Origin of the sequence: Amycolatopsis acidiphila, from assembly GCF_021391495.1 — a bacterium.
Lineage (GTDB): Bacteria > Actinomycetota > Actinomycetes > Mycobacteriales > Pseudonocardiaceae > Amycolatopsis_E > Amycolatopsis_E acidiphila.
In genome coordinates this window covers 3,659,786-3,674,973 of sequence record NZ_CP090063.1, presented here as the reverse complement: position 1 = coordinate 3,674,973, position 15,188 = coordinate 3,659,786, and the positions used below count along the sequence as shown (strand labels likewise).

At 67.0% G+C, this 15,188-nt stretch carries 17 protein-coding genes, 1 tRNA gene and 1 pseudogene; 16 read left to right on the top strand and 3 right to left on the bottom strand.

What is annotated here, in order from left to right; genetic code table 11:
- Positions 1-111: 111 nt before the first annotated feature.
- A complete protein-coding gene (locus LWP59_RS17860; RefSeq protein WP_229857746.1) occupies positions 112-630 on the top strand; it encodes an Hsp20/alpha crystallin family protein in 519 nt (172 codons plus the stop codon).
- Here LWP59_RS17860 and LWP59_RS17855 read toward each other — a convergent pair.
- Positions 617-1,267, bottom strand: a complete 651-nt coding sequence (locus tag LWP59_RS17855) for a hypothetical protein (protein ID WP_144631801.1) — start codon at positions 1,265-1,267, stop codon at positions 617-619. The genes LWP59_RS17860 and LWP59_RS17855 overlap by 14 nt on opposite strands.
- A 16-nt stretch (positions 1,268-1,283) precedes the next feature.
- Here LWP59_RS17855 and LWP59_RS17850 point away from each other — a divergent pair, with 16 nt between their 5' ends.
- The 4 genes and pseudogenes from LWP59_RS17850 (at position 1,284) to LWP59_RS17835 (ending at position 4,956) form a co-directional block, all read left to right on the top strand.
- Entirely contained in the window at positions 1,284-3,398 is a 2,115-nt protein-coding gene (locus LWP59_RS17850; protein ID WP_144631803.1) for an amylo-alpha-1,6-glucosidase, read from the top strand.
- Between the two features lie 38 nt (positions 3,399-3,436).
- Positions 3,437-4,522 carry a glycosyltransferase family 4 protein gene (locus LWP59_RS17845; RefSeq protein WP_144632305.1) on the top strand — a complete coding sequence of 362 codons (1,086 nt, stop codon included), beginning with the start codon at positions 3,437-3,439 and terminating at the stop codon, positions 4,520-4,522.
- A 107-nt stretch (positions 4,523-4,629) separates the two neighbouring features.
- A pseudogene (locus LWP59_RS41030) lies at positions 4,630-4,845 on the top strand (DoxX family protein); the annotation flags it as partial.
- A 14-nt stretch (positions 4,846-4,859) separates the two neighbouring features.
- Positions 4,860-4,956: transfer RNA gene (locus tag LWP59_RS17835), tRNA-OTHER, on the top strand.
- Between the two features lie 310 nt (positions 4,957-5,266).
- Here the strand turns inward: LWP59_RS17835 and LWP59_RS17830 are convergent.
- Positions 5,267-5,872, bottom strand: a complete 606-nt coding sequence (locus LWP59_RS17830) for an HSP18 transcriptional regulator (protein WP_144631808.1) — start codon at positions 5,870-5,872, stop codon at positions 5,267-5,269.
- Positions 5,873-5,978: 106 nt separating this feature from the next.
- On the opposite strand from LWP59_RS17830, the gene LWP59_RS17825 reads away from it, so the two are divergent.
- The 11 genes from LWP59_RS17825 (at position 5,979) to LWP59_RS41020 (ending at position 14,182) form a co-directional block, all read left to right on the top strand.
- Positions 5,979-6,419, top strand: coding sequence for an Hsp20/alpha crystallin family protein (locus LWP59_RS17825; RefSeq protein ID WP_144631811.1), 441 nt, complete (start codon positions 5,979-5,981; stop codon positions 6,417-6,419).
- Between the two features lie 169 nt (positions 6,420-6,588).
- Positions 6,589-7,062, top strand: a complete 474-nt coding sequence (locus tag LWP59_RS17820; protein WP_229857743.1) for a DUF6292 family protein — start codon at positions 6,589-6,591, stop codon at positions 7,060-7,062.
- Positions 7,059-7,679, top strand: coding sequence for a hypothetical protein (locus LWP59_RS17815; RefSeq protein WP_222425379.1), 621 nt, complete (start codon positions 7,059-7,061; stop codon positions 7,677-7,679). Before LWP59_RS17820 ends, LWP59_RS17815 begins: the two co-directional genes overlap by 4 nt.
- Before the next feature lie 286 nt (positions 7,680-7,965).
- Complete coding sequence (locus LWP59_RS17810; RefSeq protein ID WP_186382979.1) at positions 7,966-8,133, top strand: hypothetical protein; 168 nt, start codon at positions 7,966-7,968, stop codon at positions 8,131-8,133.
- Positions 8,134-8,295: 162 nt separating this feature from the next.
- Positions 8,296-8,490, top strand: coding sequence for a hypothetical protein (locus LWP59_RS17805; RefSeq protein ID WP_144631814.1), 195 nt, complete (start codon positions 8,296-8,298; stop codon positions 8,488-8,490).
- Between the two features lie 196 nt (positions 8,491-8,686).
- On the top strand, positions 8,687-8,926 hold the full coding sequence (locus LWP59_RS41025; protein ID WP_229857741.1) for a GTP cyclohydrolase I: 240 nt from the start codon (positions 8,687-8,689) through the stop codon (positions 8,924-8,926).
- Positions 8,927-9,199: 273 nt separating this feature from the next.
- Positions 9,200-9,745: an NUDIX domain-containing protein gene (locus tag LWP59_RS17795; RefSeq protein ID WP_233921996.1), complete on the top strand. Its 546-nt coding sequence runs from the start codon at positions 9,200-9,202 to the stop codon at positions 9,743-9,745.
- Between the two features lie 39 nt (positions 9,746-9,784).
- The gene (locus LWP59_RS17790) at positions 9,785-10,987 is read left to right on the top strand and encodes a class I SAM-dependent methyltransferase (protein ID WP_144631820.1); all 1,203 of its coding nucleotides are present in this window, start codon (positions 9,785-9,787) and stop codon (positions 10,985-10,987) included.
- A 34-nt stretch (positions 10,988-11,021) separates the two neighbouring features.
- Positions 11,022-12,002 carry a GDP-mannose 4,6-dehydratase gene (locus LWP59_RS17785; protein ID WP_144631823.1) on the top strand — a complete coding sequence of 327 codons (981 nt, stop codon included), beginning with the start codon at positions 11,022-11,024 and terminating at the stop codon, positions 12,000-12,002.
- Positions 11,968-13,305, top strand: a complete 1,338-nt coding sequence (locus LWP59_RS17780) for an ROK family transcriptional regulator (protein ID WP_222425380.1) — start codon at positions 11,968-11,970, stop codon at positions 13,303-13,305. Before LWP59_RS17785 ends, LWP59_RS17780 begins: the two co-directional genes overlap by 35 nt.
- A gap of 199 nt (positions 13,306-13,504) precedes the next feature.
- On the top strand, positions 13,505-14,182 hold the full coding sequence (locus tag LWP59_RS41020) for an AAA domain-containing protein (protein WP_144631826.1): 678 nt from the start codon (positions 13,505-13,507) through the stop codon (positions 14,180-14,182).
- A gap of 132 nt (positions 14,183-14,314) precedes the next feature.
- On the opposite strand, the gene LWP59_RS17775 is transcribed toward LWP59_RS41020, so the two are convergent.
- Positions 14,315-15,187, bottom strand: coding sequence for a VOC family protein (locus LWP59_RS17775; protein WP_144631829.1), 873 nt, complete (start codon positions 15,185-15,187; stop codon positions 14,315-14,317).
- Position 15,188 lies beyond the last annotated feature (1 nt).

Genomic DNA, 15,188 nt, shown 5'->3' with positions numbered 1-15,188 from the left:
CAGGTCGAGCAGCTCCGCACCTGGCGGCGACGTCCTTGGACCAGGTTCGGCGCCGTGACGAACGCCACAGAATTTTGGGAAACAAGTCGTGGCGCCTGATCGTCTTTGGGTGTGGATGGCCTGCCTGGGGCGGCTTCCCCGGCAGAGCCGACCATTGGTCGATTTTCCGGAGGAGAGGTGAGAACCATGGCACTGCCTGTGCTGCGTTCGTCGAACACGGTGAACCGGTGGGATCCGTTCCGTGAGTTCGAGGATCTCCACGGCCGATTGGACGAGTGGCTGGAGTCGGCTGTCAGCGGCGTGCCTGTGTGGTCCCCGCTGGCCGACGTGTCGGAGACGGCCGATGCCTATCTGGTGGCGGTCGATCTGCCAGGCGTGAAGCGTGAGGACGTCTCTGTCGAGCTGATGGGCACCACGCTGGCGATCGCCGGTGAGCTGAAGGAGCGGGAGCAGGCCGGGTGGTTCCGGTCTCGCACTCGACGGCGAGGCCGGTTCGAGTACCGCACCACGCTGCCGCATGAGGTCGACGCCGACCGCGTCGAGGCGAACCTGAACGACGGCGTGCTGAGTGTGCGGATTCCGAAGAGCGAGGCCATGAAGCCGCGCCGGATCGAGATCACCGGGAACTGAGCAGTCGCCGGGAGCCGGCCGCGCCGGCTCCCGCCGGTCCGCACCTGGAAGGAGTGGCAAGGATGCGGCCCCGGGTGGCTGATCCGTCAACCGCACGACGCTCGCGACTCAGTGTCATGGAAGTGGCCGCGAGCGCTCTCGCCGCAGTTTCCGCAGCCGTCGCGGCCTCGTCTCTCGGGGTCGCCGGAACCGTTGCCGGCGCGGCTTTGGTGAGCGGCCTGAGCACGGCCGGCGCGGCACTGTACGAGCAGGCCCTGCGCCGCACCCACGACAGACTTCGTGCCGCACCGCCGAACTGGCGGCGGGTCGCGATGACGGCCGTCGTGGCGTTCGCGCTGGCGATGGCTGTGATCACCTTCGGGGAACGGGTACTGGGCCGGTCCACGGCCGACACGGTCCGCGGCTCGTCCGGCCCCAGCGCGCCTGCGATCGTCCAGCTGATCGATCCGCGACATGACGCGGGCCGGCGGACGCCGGCATCCGTTCCGGCGCCGCGGACCTCGACGACAAGCGCAGTCCCGACGACATCGGTGTCGCCGACGAGCGCCGTCTCCACGCCGCCTACGCCGACCACGACCGCGTCGTCGATACCGTCCAGCGCGTCCGCGAGCGGGCCGATACCACCACCGATTTCCACGACGGAGGGATGACCGATGACCGAGGGCTGGACCTTCGCCGGGGAACCCGCCCGGCTCAGCGGTGGCTCGGTCACCCTGCTGGAGGGGGCATCGTTCTGCCTCTGCGAGCAGACCGGGGACATCAACCGGGGTTCCCCGCACGGACTGTTCTTCAGGGACACCCGGATCCTGTCCGAATGGCAGCTCCGGCTCGACGACGAAGCCGTCGAACCGCTCGCGGTGATGGCCGAGGCGTCGTATTCCGCGACGTTCCTTGGGCGCGCGCGGCCTCGGGCCGGTCTGGCCGACAGCACGCTGCTTGTCGAGCGCCACCGGTTCGTCGACGCCGGCATGCGCGAGGACATCGTGCTGCGCAACCTCGGCCCGGAGGCCGCCGCGTGCACGCTCACAGTGCGGGTCGAGGCGGACTTCGCCGACCTGTTCGAGGTGAAGCAGGGCAAGATCCGCCGCCACGGCCACCACAGCATCGAGCACGGCGACGGCCGGCTGCGGCTGGCGCGGCGCTGGCGGGACCAGGATCGCGAGGTGCACATCGTCGCGGAGGACGCGGTCACTTCCGCCGACACGATCACCTTCCCCGTGGTCGTCCCCGCACGAGGCACCTGGCGGACCACCATGCAGGTCTTACCCGTGGTGGACGGCAAGGAGTCGCCCCAGTCGTTCCCGCAGGACCGGCCGGTCGAGCTGACCGGCCCAGCCCTGCGCTCGACCGAATGGCGGGAAACCGGGCCCAGCCTGGTCGCGGACGACGACTCGCTGCGCCACACCCTCGCGCGCAGCCGCAGCGACCTCGGCGCCCTGCGAATCTTCGATCCCGACCTGCCGAACCGGGCGGCCGTGGCCGCGGGAGCGCCGTGGTTCATGGCCCTGTTCGGGCGCGACTCGATCATCACCTCACTGATGACGATCCCGCTGGATCCCTCGCTCGCGCTCGGCACCGCGCAGACTCTCGCGCGCTACCAGGGAAAGCGGGTCGACCCGGTTACCGAGGAGGAGCCGGGGCGCATCCCCCACGAGCTGCGGTTCGGCGACGCGTCGCTGACACTCGGCGGCAACGTGTACTACGGCACCGTCGACGCCACACCGCTGTTCGTGATGCTGCTCGGCGAGCTGCGCCGCTGGGGCGTGGACCGCGAACAGGTGCACGCACTGCTACCGCACGCCGACGAGGCACTCGCGTGGATCGAACACTACGGCGACGCCGACGGCGACGGGTTCATCGAGTACCGGCGCGCCACCGACCGTGGGCTGGTCAACCAGGGCTGGAAGGACTCCTGGGACGGAATCACTTTCGCCGACGGCCGGATCCCGCAGGCGCCGATCGCGCTGTGCGAGGCGCAGGGCTACGTCTACGCCGCCTACCTCGCCCGCGCGCTGCTGGCCGACGAGGCCGGGGACGCCGAGGGCGCACGGCGGTGGCGGGAGCGGGCCGCACGGCTCAAGCGAGCGTTCAACGAGCGGTTCTGGTTGCCCCACCGCGGGTGGTACGCGCTCGGCCTGGACCGGGACAAGCGGCCCATCGACTCGCTCGCGTCCAACATGGGCCACCTGCTGTGGACCGGCATCGTGGACGACGACAAGGCCGCCGCCGTCGCGGATCGCCTGCTGTCCCCGGAAATGTTCAGCGGCTGGGGTGTACGCACGCTGGCGACCACCATGGGCGCGTACAACCCGATGAGCTACCACAACGGCTCGGTGTGGCCGCACGACAACGGGATCATCGCGGCCGGTCTCATGCGCTACGGCTTCGTCGACCACGCCCAGCGGGTCGCCTGCGCGGTGCTGGACGCCGCGGCGGAGTTCGACGGCCGGCTGCCCGAGCTGATCTGCGGGTTCGACCGGTCTGAATACCCGCGCCCGGTTCCATATCCGACGGCCTGCTCGCCGCAGGCCTGGGCCGCGGCGACCCCGGTCGAACTGCTGCGGGTGCTGCTGCGGGCCGAGCCGTGCCTACCGCACGGCCGGGTCCGGCTCGATCCCGTGCTGCCCCAGCGATTCGGCGCGCTGCGCCTGCGTGACGTGCCGTTCGGTGGCACGAGTGTGTGTGTCGGCATCCATGATGGACAGCCGCGAGTGGACGGTTTGCCCGAGGGCTGGCAGGTGGTACGGCAGGCGTGCGCCTGCGACTGAAAGGAGGAACTGTGAGTACCCGCCCGCTTCGGATCGCCATGGTCGCGCCACCGTGGTTCGAACTGCCCCCACAGGGTTACGGAGGCGTCGAGGCGGTTTGCGCCGATCTGGTCGACGCGCTGGTCACGCGCGGACACGAGGTCATCGTCGTCGGCGTGGGACACAACGGGACACGCGGCCGGTTCCGGCGCACGTATGACACCCCGCAGGGCGCACGCCTCGGGGAGCCGATGCCCGAAGTGCTGCACGCGGCCGCGACCGGCCGGATCCTGGACGAGCTGGACGTCGACGTCGTCCACGACCACTCGCTGGCCGGTCCGCTGCTGGCCCGCGGTCGCGACATCCCGACCGTGGTCACGGTGCACGGCCCGGTCAGCGGTGAACCCGGCCAGTACTACCGCCACCTTGGCGACCGCGTCCGGCTCGTCGCGATCTCGGATGCGCAGCGACGCGTCGCACCGGACCTCAACTGGTGTGCGACGGTGCACAACGCGATCGATGTCGACGACTTTCCGTTCCACGAGGACAAGGAGGACTGGGTCCTCTTCCTCGGCCGCTGTACCCCCGACAAGGGCATGCACCTCGCGATCGACGTAGCCCGCGAGGCAGGCCGGAACATCGTGCTGGCCGCCAAGTGCTCCGAACCGGCCGAGATCCGCTACTTCGAGACCGAGATCAAGCCGCGCCTGGGCCACGACGTGGTGTGGCTGGGCGAGGTCGGCGGTGAGCAGAAGAAGGAGCTGCTGGCCAAGGCGCGCTGTCTGCTCTTCCCCATTCAGTGGGAAGAACCGTTCGGTATGGTCATGATCGAGGCCATGGCCTGCGGCACGCCCGTGGTGGCCCTGCGGCGCGGTTCGGTGCCCGAGGTGGTCGCCCACGGCCGCACCGGGCTGGTGTGCGACGACCCGGCCGAACTGGCCGACGCGATCAACGCCGTCGAGGCGATCAGCTCCGCCGCATGCCGTGCCCACGTGCTTCACCGGTTCCATCCGGACGCCATGGCCTCGGGCTACGAGCGGGTCTACCGGCGGGCACTCGCCGACGCCGGCTGGGAACGTACGGCGCCCCTGCGGCCGATGCGCGGCCGGAGCTGGGCCGGGCAAAGCCTGCTTCAGACCGGATAGCCGGCGAAGCGGATTCACACTGGGCGGGACCTGTTGCAGCACAGGTTTTCCTCCGCTCACTTGATCGACAACAGAGTATGGCTCCATTTGCTGGGAGGTGACTTGTGATGGACATCGGTTTGCTGCTTCTTCGAGCGGTGATCGGACTCCTGATGGCCGGTCACGGCGCGCAGAAGCTGTTCGGCTGGTTCGGCGGTCACGGTGTGCCGGGCACCGCGGGCTTCCTCGAGTCGCTCGGCTGGCGGCCGGGGCGGGCGTTCGCGCTGCTGCTCGGCGCGGCGGAGTTGGTGGGAGGCCTGGCTTTGGCGCTGGGCTTCGCGACTCCGTTCGCGGCCGCGGTGCTGATGGCGGTGCTGGCCAACGCGGCGTTGGTCGTTCATGGTCGCCACGGACTGTGGAACACCGCGGGCGGGTTCGAGTACCCGCTGGCGCTGATCGGCTCGACGCTGGCGCTGGCGTTCACCGGCCCCGGCCGGTTCAGCCTGGACCACCTCGTCGGCTGGGCGACGAGCGGGCCCGTCTGGGGCTTCGCTGCCGTCGTAGTCGCCATGCTGGGCTTGGTGGTGGGCATGGCGGCGCACGAGCGCGGTGCGCGCGCCGGGCACGATCAGACGCTCGGCCAGGCCGCCTGAACTGGGCTGAGCGATTGGCACCCTGGTGACCAGCCGTGAAGGCCTCCTTGACCGGCGCTCAATGCCGGGAAGGAGGCCTTCACGGTATCCAGGCTCGCACTGCGCGCGAAGGTCAGCGCTGGGTGCGTCGCTGGACGGCGGCGTCGCGGCGAAGCCGATCGGTGTGCTCGGCGATGCCCGCCAGCTGGTCGGCGAGTCCCCGGTGGTGTTCGACCAGGTGCGGGTGGGACGCGGCGAGGGGGCTGAGCAGGTCGGCGGGGTTGTCGGTGCCGAGTGCGTCGCCGACCCGGTCGGCGCTGTCCTGCGCCGCGGCACCGAGCCCTTCGAGGGCGCTCACCTGCCCGGCCAGCTTCCGCAACGACCCGGCGTTGCGTCGCGCCCACTCCGCGACGGCGCGGTCGCCGGCGCGTTTGTCACGCTGCGCGTCGACCCGGGCTTCGCCGGTGGCTTCTCCGGTGTCGGACGGCCGCAGCCGCAGATAGCGACGCTCGGCGGCCTGTCGGCTAGCCACCCCGAGCGCCGGGGCCAGTGCCGCCCAGCTGGTGCCGTTCGAGCGGGCCGCGCTGATCAGTTCCGGTTCCCACGCACTGAGCTCATCGCGCACCGCGCGCAGCGCGGCCAGCGCGTCGAGCAGTTGCTCACGCTCCGCGCCACCTTTCCGGGCGGCGACGACCACGGCGCGAATGTCGCCGAGGGTGGTGATCGGGTCAGCGTCCATGTGATGTCATCCTTAAGACGACAGAGAGATTGTCATCGACACGATGACATGATACAACGAAAGTGCGTATTGACACCACAGACAGGGCAACAGGAGGTGGAACCGGATGTTGATGCGCACCGATCCGTTCCATGAGTTCGACCGGCTGACCCAGCAGCTGTTCGGCAGTGCACCGGGGACCTGGTCGAGGCCGGCGGCGATGCCGATGGACGCCTACCGCGCCGGCGACGAGTTCGTGGTCTGCTTCGACCTGCCCGGCGTGGACCCCGCCGCGATCGAGCTCGACGTCGAGCACAACGTGCTGACCGTCAAGGCCGAGCGGCGTCCACTGCCCACCGGCGACGACGTCCGGACACAGGTCTCCGAACGTCCGCTGGGCGTGTTCTCCCGCCAGCTGCTCCTCGGCGACAACCTGGACATCGACAACATCAAGGCCGACTACGACACCGGTGTCCTCACGGTGCGCATTCCGGTCGCCGAGAACGCCAAGCCACGCCGCATCGCGATCGGCCGGACCGGCGGCGAACCCAGGGAAATCGAGGCCTGACGGCCCGGACGCCGCGTCCACGCCGCGCCGCCGTGCCGCCTCTCCGCACGTCAGGCGCCGCCGAACAGCACGGCGGCGCGGCATTCCGCGGTGGATGGGCCCGCTCTTCCACCGCGGCTCGGGGGCCCTGCCCATTCAACGCTCGCCTGGGAGAAAGGTTTGTGCAACAGTGACCGCGTCGCTCGACATCTCGCTCCAGCAGCACACCGCATATCGCGCGCTGCGCGGCTACCTGAGCGCGGTAGCCGCTGAACTCGGAGTGGGGCTGGAATCCGCCACCATCGACCACACCACTCCGGTCTCGGCCTACCTCGCGCTCGACACCCGCCTACCCCGCTACCCCGACCGCGACGTCGCACTGCTGTGGGACGAGAAGCACGGCTGGGCCATCGCGATCGAAACACACTCCAGCGAAGACCTGATCGTCCTCGCCTACCTGGGCGGCCCCACGATCGCGCCCGCACCGAGGAACATCGCACGGTTCGTCGACACTCTCCACCGCGACGACCGCACCGTCTGCGGGGCGGCCCCGCCCGCGATCCGCTCGGCTGGGAGTCTGGATGACCTGGCTACCCAGTTGCTCGCCTACCTGCCGGTCCCCTCGGCCGTGGAGCCAAGCCCCGAAAGGTCCTGCCAACCGTGACTGCGACGCCTGCCCCAGCACCGACCGATGGCGACCGCCTGCTGCCACTGCCGCTCAGCTTCCCGTTGACCCTGCGCGGTTACGACCGGACGCTGGTCGACGAGTACCTCGACGAACTGCACGCCGAAATCCGCATCCTCACCATCGACCGCGACGCCGCCCTCCACCAAGCCGAAACGCTGGCTGATCTGCTCGAGCAGGTGCGTGCCGAACGCGCCGCCCTACAGGCCCGCTTCGACACCGTCTGCCGCACCCCGGCCGACCCCAACGCAGTGAGCGCACGCGTTCACCGGATACTCGACCTTGCCAGCGCCGAAGCCGCCGAAATCCTCGACACGGCACGCCGACAAGCAGACGCCGTAAACGCTCAAGCAGACCGCGCCCGCAACCGGATCCTCGCCGAGGCACGCTCGATCGCAGAACGACAACTGGGCCAGGCCCAGGACCGGATCCGGCAGCTGGAAGAGATCCGCGCCCGAACCATCACACAGCTGCAGGCCGCCGACCGCGCACTCGCCGGCGCCGAACGCATCCTCGCTAATGAACAATCACCCCCGGCGAGGCCACAGGCGCCCGCACGACCATCCGCCCCCTCGCGCGCTCGAACGGCCGCCTGAACCGACCTCTGGGTCCTGAACGCACTTCGGTCGCACCGCCCGCCTCGGAACCAGGAACAAAGGAAATGCCCTCGTGGCTGATCCACGAGCCGCGGCCGCACGCCAGCGCGCCCGCCGCACGCCGGCGGAGAGGCAATCCGCTGAATCCGTAGAGATTTGAGCTGTAGTGCGAGACACCAAACGCCAGCTGAGCTTGTCCCCGCAGCTCGGACACCTACCCTGAGGTGACCTTGGGCCACCAGGAAGGATGTCCCGGTGCCTGAACCACACCCGCCTGCGGAACTGGATGACCCAGGCCGACACCGATGAGAACGGCTCAGCGAGCCGTTTGACGAGCGCGGAGAAGAAAGAGCTGGCCGAGCTGCGGAAGAAGACCCGCCAGCTTGAGATGGAGAATGAAATTCTCAAGCGCGCGGCCGCGTACTTCGCGCGGGAGAACGTTCTCCCGAAATGACCAACGCTGTGATCGCCCCGGTGGCCGTGCCGGCTCGCCGAGGTCAGCGGATCACCGGGAAGCCCGCCGCGGACGCAGCACGCGTCTGCGGCGGGCTCCAGGCTCGCTCGCAGGTCGGCGCACCCCAGTCCGTCGAGGATTCCCTCGACGTGGCTGAGGTTCATGCCGCAGATCAGTTCGGTGTGCGTCTGGGCCAACCGGTGGACCGGGCAGTTGGCGAGCAGGGATCGTCCCGTAGGCGGGACGCGGCTCCAAACCCTGCTCCTCGAGGGCGCGGAGGACAGCGTCCTGGGCTCCGGCACCCGCCTCGCGGCCGAGTTCCTCCCCCGCCTCACGGGCGCGGCGCCGCAGGGCTGACGCCGGTGGCTCGCCGGACGCCGCCGCTTCTTCGAGCGTCCCGGCGAGCAGCAGACCGGCCAGCTCGTACCGCCGTTCGGGAAGGGACACCGAGACCTGCCTGCCCGAGCGCCGGTAGAGCTCGGCGGGGCTGCCCGCGCCGGGGCGGCCCGCGCGGCGTTCGAAGCTGGCCTCAAGCAGGTCCTCGGCCACCAGCTTGTCGAGGTGGAACGCCACGGCCGGCCCCGGGGAGCCCGGCCACCTCCGGACCTGCTCGTCGCACTCGGCAAGAACCCGGCGTCGGAGCACCCAGGAGCGGCTCACCCAGCAGGTCGCCGACTGGCCGCAGGAACACCTGGCGCCCAAGGGCGTCGGCGTCGTGATCGAGGCGGAGCACCTGTGCATGTACCTGCGGGGGTGCAGGCGGCGGGCGCGGGGCAGGAGTTCTTCGCGCTGACCGAAATCCAGGCCTGACCGGCGGAAGGAGAACGCCATCGTCGGTGCCGGTTTCGCCGGCGGGACGGCTTTAGTTGTCAGCGGCCACAAAACACGCTGATTTTTGAAACTGCCTCGACAAGCCGGAATTTCCCGGACGAGGAACCAACTCGCGATCAGGATTGCCACTTTTGACCGATTCTGCTAGCGTGATCTTCATCGCGGGGTCACCTGGATTGTCGGCGAGTCAACGGTCGAAGAGACCTCCGATTGCTTGGGGGTCAGCGTGGATATCGTGGTTCACGAACTCGTCGAGAACGGCTTCGCCGCACGGGATGTACCGGAATTCGGCCTGCCGGAAACCGATTACGGCAAGGCGCTGGACCATCTCGTTCAGGCGAACGTGGACGTCATCGTCCACACAGCCGAACAAAACGTTCTCCTCGGTTATCGGCAGGAGTTGCCGCTTCGAGGAATGCTGTGGGCGTTCGGCGGCCGAATGAAGCTGGGCGAATCTGTTACCGATGCAGCCGGGCGCGCCCTCGCCCGCGAACTCGGGTTCAAAAACGCAGATCCCGCCCGCTTCGCCTTGGACAACATCTACAACGTCATATGGGGTTCCAGAAGCATCCCTCCGGAAGAACGTGGATTTCAGACCCTTCTCATTCTGATGAGATACGAATGCACTGAACCGGAAATACCGAACCTGAACGCCGCCGATGAGACTCATGAATGGGTCCGGTGGTACACGCCTGCCCAGATCCGCGAACTTCACGTCACCGGCTCATGGTTAATTCATCCGTTCCTGCCCGTCGTACTGAAGAACGCCGGGCTTCTCTGACCCGGCAGCCGGACCCGGAGAGCAAGTCTGGAGGTTGCTATGAGGTGCCGTTCGTGCCACAGCAGTGACATGACCGAGGTACTGGACCTCGACAACCAGTATCTCAGCGACTTTCGCGACGACGACAGTCGCCCTCCGAAATGGCCCCTGTCCCTGGTGCTGTGCCAGCATTGCGGGTTAGCACAGCTGCGCGACACCACACCTCGTGAGCTCATGTACCACGACCGATACGGGTTTCGGTCCGGTATCAACGAGGCGATCCGCGACGACCTTCGGTCGATCGTGAATCAGGCACTGGAGGTCAAGCCCGACACCCGGCAGTGGCTGGACATCGCCTGCAACGACGGCACATTGCTGTCATTCGTACCGGATCGGCTGCACAGGGTCGGCGTGGATCCGGTGTCGAGTTTTGAACGCGATTCCCGGCAGCACGCGGACCGCATACTGGTCGACTATTTCGATCGTCACTGGTTCGAGACCGGCGAATCGTATCAGAAGTTCGACGTGGTCACCAGCATCTCCATGTTCTACGACCTGGACGACCCCAATGAATTCGTCTCGAACGTCAAGCAGGTACTGGCAGACGACGGGATATGGGTGGTTCAGCAGAACTACGCGCTCAGCATGCTGGAACTCGGCGCTGTTGACAACATCTGCCACGAGCACGTGACGTATTGGTCGTTGGCCGCCTTGGAACACCTGCTCAACCGGCATGATTTAGAGGTCAATGACGTCCACCTTTCCCACATAAACGGCGGCTCCTTCCGCACTCTCGTGTCACATCGCGGAGCACGGCCACAGAATCCGTCCGTGCAAGCTCAGCGGCAGAACGAGATTTCATACGGACTGTCTCGCGTCGAGACCTGGCACAATTTCGCAACGCGATCGTTGAAAGCGTTCGCCGAGCTGCGTCAACTGATCAACAGCATCAACGCCAACGGCGAGCGGTGCTACATCTACGGCGCCAGCACACGGGGCGGAACGATTCTTCAGGCCGCCTCATTGACAGCAGAAGATCTACCGTTCGCAGTCGAACGCCAAAAGGCGAAGATCGGCCGCAAGATGGCTTCGACAGGCGTGCCCATAATATCGGAAGAGAGGGCACACAGGGACCACCCCGAGTACATGCTCGTCATGCCCTGGTTTTTTCGGGATGTATTCGTCCAACGGGAACGCGAGTACTTGGAATCCGGAGGGAAGCTGATCTTCCCGCTGCCCGATCTCGAGATCGTCAGCGCCTGACAGAGGTCACCGATTGGACCCTTGAGGAGACAACGTGCCGCGCGCCCTCATCACGGGAGTGACCGGCCAGGACGGCATGTACCTTGCGGAGTTCCTGGCGGCAAAGGGGTATGAGATTTTCGGCCTGATCCACGGTCAAAACAACCCCAGAATACCGGCCGTACGAAGAGTCGCACCTTCGATTCATCTTCTGGACGGCGATCTTCTCGATCTCCGCAGCCTCATCCGAGCCATGGAGACCTCCCAGCCCGACGAAGTCTACAACCTGGGCGCGATCAGCTTTGTGGGCCTGTCCTGGAGGCAGGCCGAGATCACCAGCGAGGTCACCGCGATGGGAGTACTACGTATTCTCGAAGCAATTCAGGTACATACGCACAACGACATGTCCAGGGTCCGGTTCTATCAGGCTTCGAGCTCCGAGATGTTCGGCAACGTGCACGAGGTTCCCCAGCGCGAGACAACGGCATTTCATCCCCGGTCCCCTTACGGGGTGGCGAAAACCTTCGGTCACTACATGACTGTCAACTATCGAGAATCCTACGGTGCACACGCCTGCTCGGGAATACTGTTCAACCACGAAAGTCCGCGCCGAGGTCACGAGTTCGTCACCCGTAAGGTCACTCGCGGTGCGGCGCGCGTCGCGCTCGGCCTGCAAAAGCGTCTGACGCTCGGAAATCTCGAGGCACGCCGAGACTGGGGGTTCGCGGGCGATTACGTCGAGGCGATGTGGTTGATCCTCCAGGAAGACCAGGCTGACGACTACGTCGTCGCCACCGGCGAGACCCACTCGATTCGAGATCTGCTCGACATCGCTTTCAGCCGCGTGGGGATCGAGGATTGGACGCGTTACGTCGTGCAGGACGCGCGGCTCTTCCGCCCCGCCGACGTCAATCTCCTCGTGGGAGATGCCTCGCATGCACGGGCACGCCTCGGCTGGAAGCCTCGGGTGAAGTTTCGCGATCTCATCGAGATGATGGTCGATGACGATCTGGCCGACCTGCAACGGGGTGCGTGACAGGCGGTACGATTCCCGTCAGAGCGCTCTCATCCTCGTCGAACGAGGCACCGCGATGCTGCACTGCCGGACTGCTGGGGAGATCGGGTTGGATCGAGAGGAGATCCGGCGGCACAATGTCGGCGCGCTCCTCCGCAGTGTCCATCTCAGCGGCGGGATTTCTCGTGCGGGCCTGACGAGGGAACTGGGCCTGAACCGAAGCACGATCATGGCGCTGACCGCGGAGCTGACCGATGCCGGCCTGGTCCGCGAAGAGCTTCCGAAGGACAGTCACCAGCAAGGCCGCCCGTCTCTGATGGTGCTACCCGAGTCCGAACGGATCTACGTACTGGCCTTTGACGTCGCGGTCGATCAGCTGGCCGCTGCCCGCATCGGGTTGGGCGGAGTGGTGCTTGAGCGCGCGGTCGCTGCTCGAGCGCGCGCTGGACCGGATCTTGAGTACGTGGTGAACGTACTCGCCCGGCTCGGCAGGCAGCTGCACCAAGCGGCGCCCCCGACGGCGGTCTGCGTGGGGGTCGGCGCGTCCTACTGCGGGATGATCAAGCCGGGCGACGGGACGGTGCGCTTCGGTCCTGATCTGGGCTGGGTCGATCAGGAATTCGGAGCCGAGCTCTCCCGGAAACTCGGTTTGGAATTGCCGGTGCTGGTCGGCAACGAAGCGCATCTGGGCGCGGTCGCCGAGCAGCAACGCGGGGCCGGAACCGGCATGCGGAACCTGATCTACCTGCACGGAGATGTCGGCGTAGGCGGGGGAATCATCGCCGGTGGCAAGCTGCTGGACGGCGATACGGGCTATGGGTGCGAGGTCGGGCACATAGTGGTCAACCCGATGAACGGGCGCCCGTGCGGATGCGGTTCCTGGGGTTGCCTGGAGGCCGAGGTCGGTGAGCGGGCGCTGCTCGACGCCGCCGGCCGGCCCGCGGACCTGTTCGGCCGTGACGCGGTGCGAGCCGTGGCGCACGATGCCGGCCGAGGCGATCCCGCCGCCCGGGACGCGCTTCGCCGGATTGGCGACTGGCTGGGCGTCGGGGTGGCCAACCTGATCAACCTGTTCAACCCGGGCATGGTGATCTTTGGCGGAATGCTACGGGACATCTACCCCGGTTTGGCGACATATGTGCACACCCGTATAGCAGTCAACGTCCTACCCGTAGCCAGAGAACGGGTGAGACTGGAAGTCTCGGCACTCGGTGACGACGCCACCCTGATCGGCGCCGGCGAACTCGGATTCTCCCACCTGTTACACGACCCACTGGTCGAATACCAGAATATCTCGAAGCGCAGAAGTCAAGAGCAGATTTGATCGCTCACTGGGGCGGGGCGGCACGTGGCGCCCTTGGCCGGTCGCGGAACCGGCGGCCCAACGAGTCGCTTTTGTCCGCGTCGATCACTTAAATGCACTTTACGAGAGCGGCCAGCATGTATCGGCGCCAGAGTGGCGTGAAGGGACCGGCAAGGATCCAGCGAGACCGGGAAGCGGCTTGAATTCGTAGGTCCACCGGATGAGGGTGCCGTCGCCGTCGGGGTTGAAGTTCCATTCACCTCGGACAGCGCAGGTCATCGCCTGGTTTCGCGTGGAGCGGGAATTCGACCACACTCACCGGGAACTTCGTCATTTGCTCGAAACTCGCCAAGGCAACCTGCTCGGCGACTTCGAACGCACGGAACTGCGGTGGCGACACGCTTCGGAGAGGCAGCTTCGCGAACTCGTGCGCCGCGGCATCACCTCGGGTTCCGAGCTCACCAGGCTCAGCACCACATTGACGGAAGACGAGCCACGTCGCGATCTGATGGTGGAGGCACTCGGCTACGCCAAAGGGTGGGCCACCTCGACGCTGTCCAGCCGGCCCAACTTCCGCTGCGCTGCGGCCACGACCGACCTGGTGGTGAGCGACGACGCAAGTCAGTGCAGCCTCGCACAGGTACTCCCCCTCGCCTACCGCTCGAAGCGACTGGTCATCGTCGGCGATCCGCAACAGCTACCTCCGGTCGTCACCGCGGACCGGACAACTGCGCCGGCTCGCCGAACAGGCCGGAGTCCAGCGCCAAGAACTCGCGACAAGGCACCATACCTATGGCGAAGACTCCGTATTCAGCGCGTTCGCCGCGCGGTTCCGTCCGGAACCGCTGCTACTCGACGAGCAATACCGATGCAACCCGGAAATCATCCGGTTCTGTAATGAAGAAATTTATCGAAACCAGTGAAACTTCTGGCGAGTGTGGAATATCCAGCCGCGCTGCGCTTGCACGAAGCCGCGCTGTGCTTACACGAAGCGTTGTTCGCCTCGCGCGGCCGACCAGGCCCGTCTCATTCAGATCGAACTTGTCGTGAAACGCAGAAGGTGTCCCGAGGGGTCGCGCACTTTCAGCACGCCCGCCGCGAGTTCGTGGGGGTAGCCGGCAGTGGAGAGCCGTTCGGCCAGCGCACGAATGTCGTCCGCCGCGGGGAGCACCAGGTCGACGCCGAGAAGGTGGGCGCTGTTCTCCGGTGCGGGCACGCCGCCGTCGGGGCTGAAGCGGTTGGTGAGCACGAGCAGGGCGTGCTGGTCGGTCACCCCGACCGCGAGGAACATGGTTCCGAGGCGGCCTTCGACGTCGAAGCCGAGCAGTCCACAGTAGAAGGGCTCGGTGGCCGCGAGTTCCGGGTCGGTCACCTTGAGCTGGACGTGCCCCATCGTGGTCTCAGCCGGGAGCCCGTCGAACGGCAGGTCCGCGCCGGGCTCGTCGGAGAAGTGCCGCAGGTCCAGCGGATCGGCGACGACGACGGGGTGGTTGTTTTGCCAGCGCCATTCGTCGGGCGGGCGGGCGCAGGTGACTTCGACGCAGTGCTCGTCCGGGTCGAAGACGTAGCACGAGTGTGCGACGACGTGGTCGGTCAGCTGGTATCCGGAGTACCGGCTCGTGTAGTGCGTGACGAATCGGGCCAGGTCGGCGGGAGCCGGCACCTGTGGCGCGAAGTGGCTCAGGCCCGGGCTTGAGGCCGGCGGCGGCACCGCGCCGGGCCGCTCCCGCACGACGGCCAAAGTACGTCCCGGCACGCCGAGGTGGGCGCTGTCCGCGTCGCGCGTGAGCACTCGCAGGCCTATGTCCTCGGTGTAGTACGCCAGGCTGCGGTCGAGATCGGCGACCGTGAGTTCGACGGCGCCGAGGGCAAGCCGCTCGTTCATCCGGTAGGTTTTTCCCACG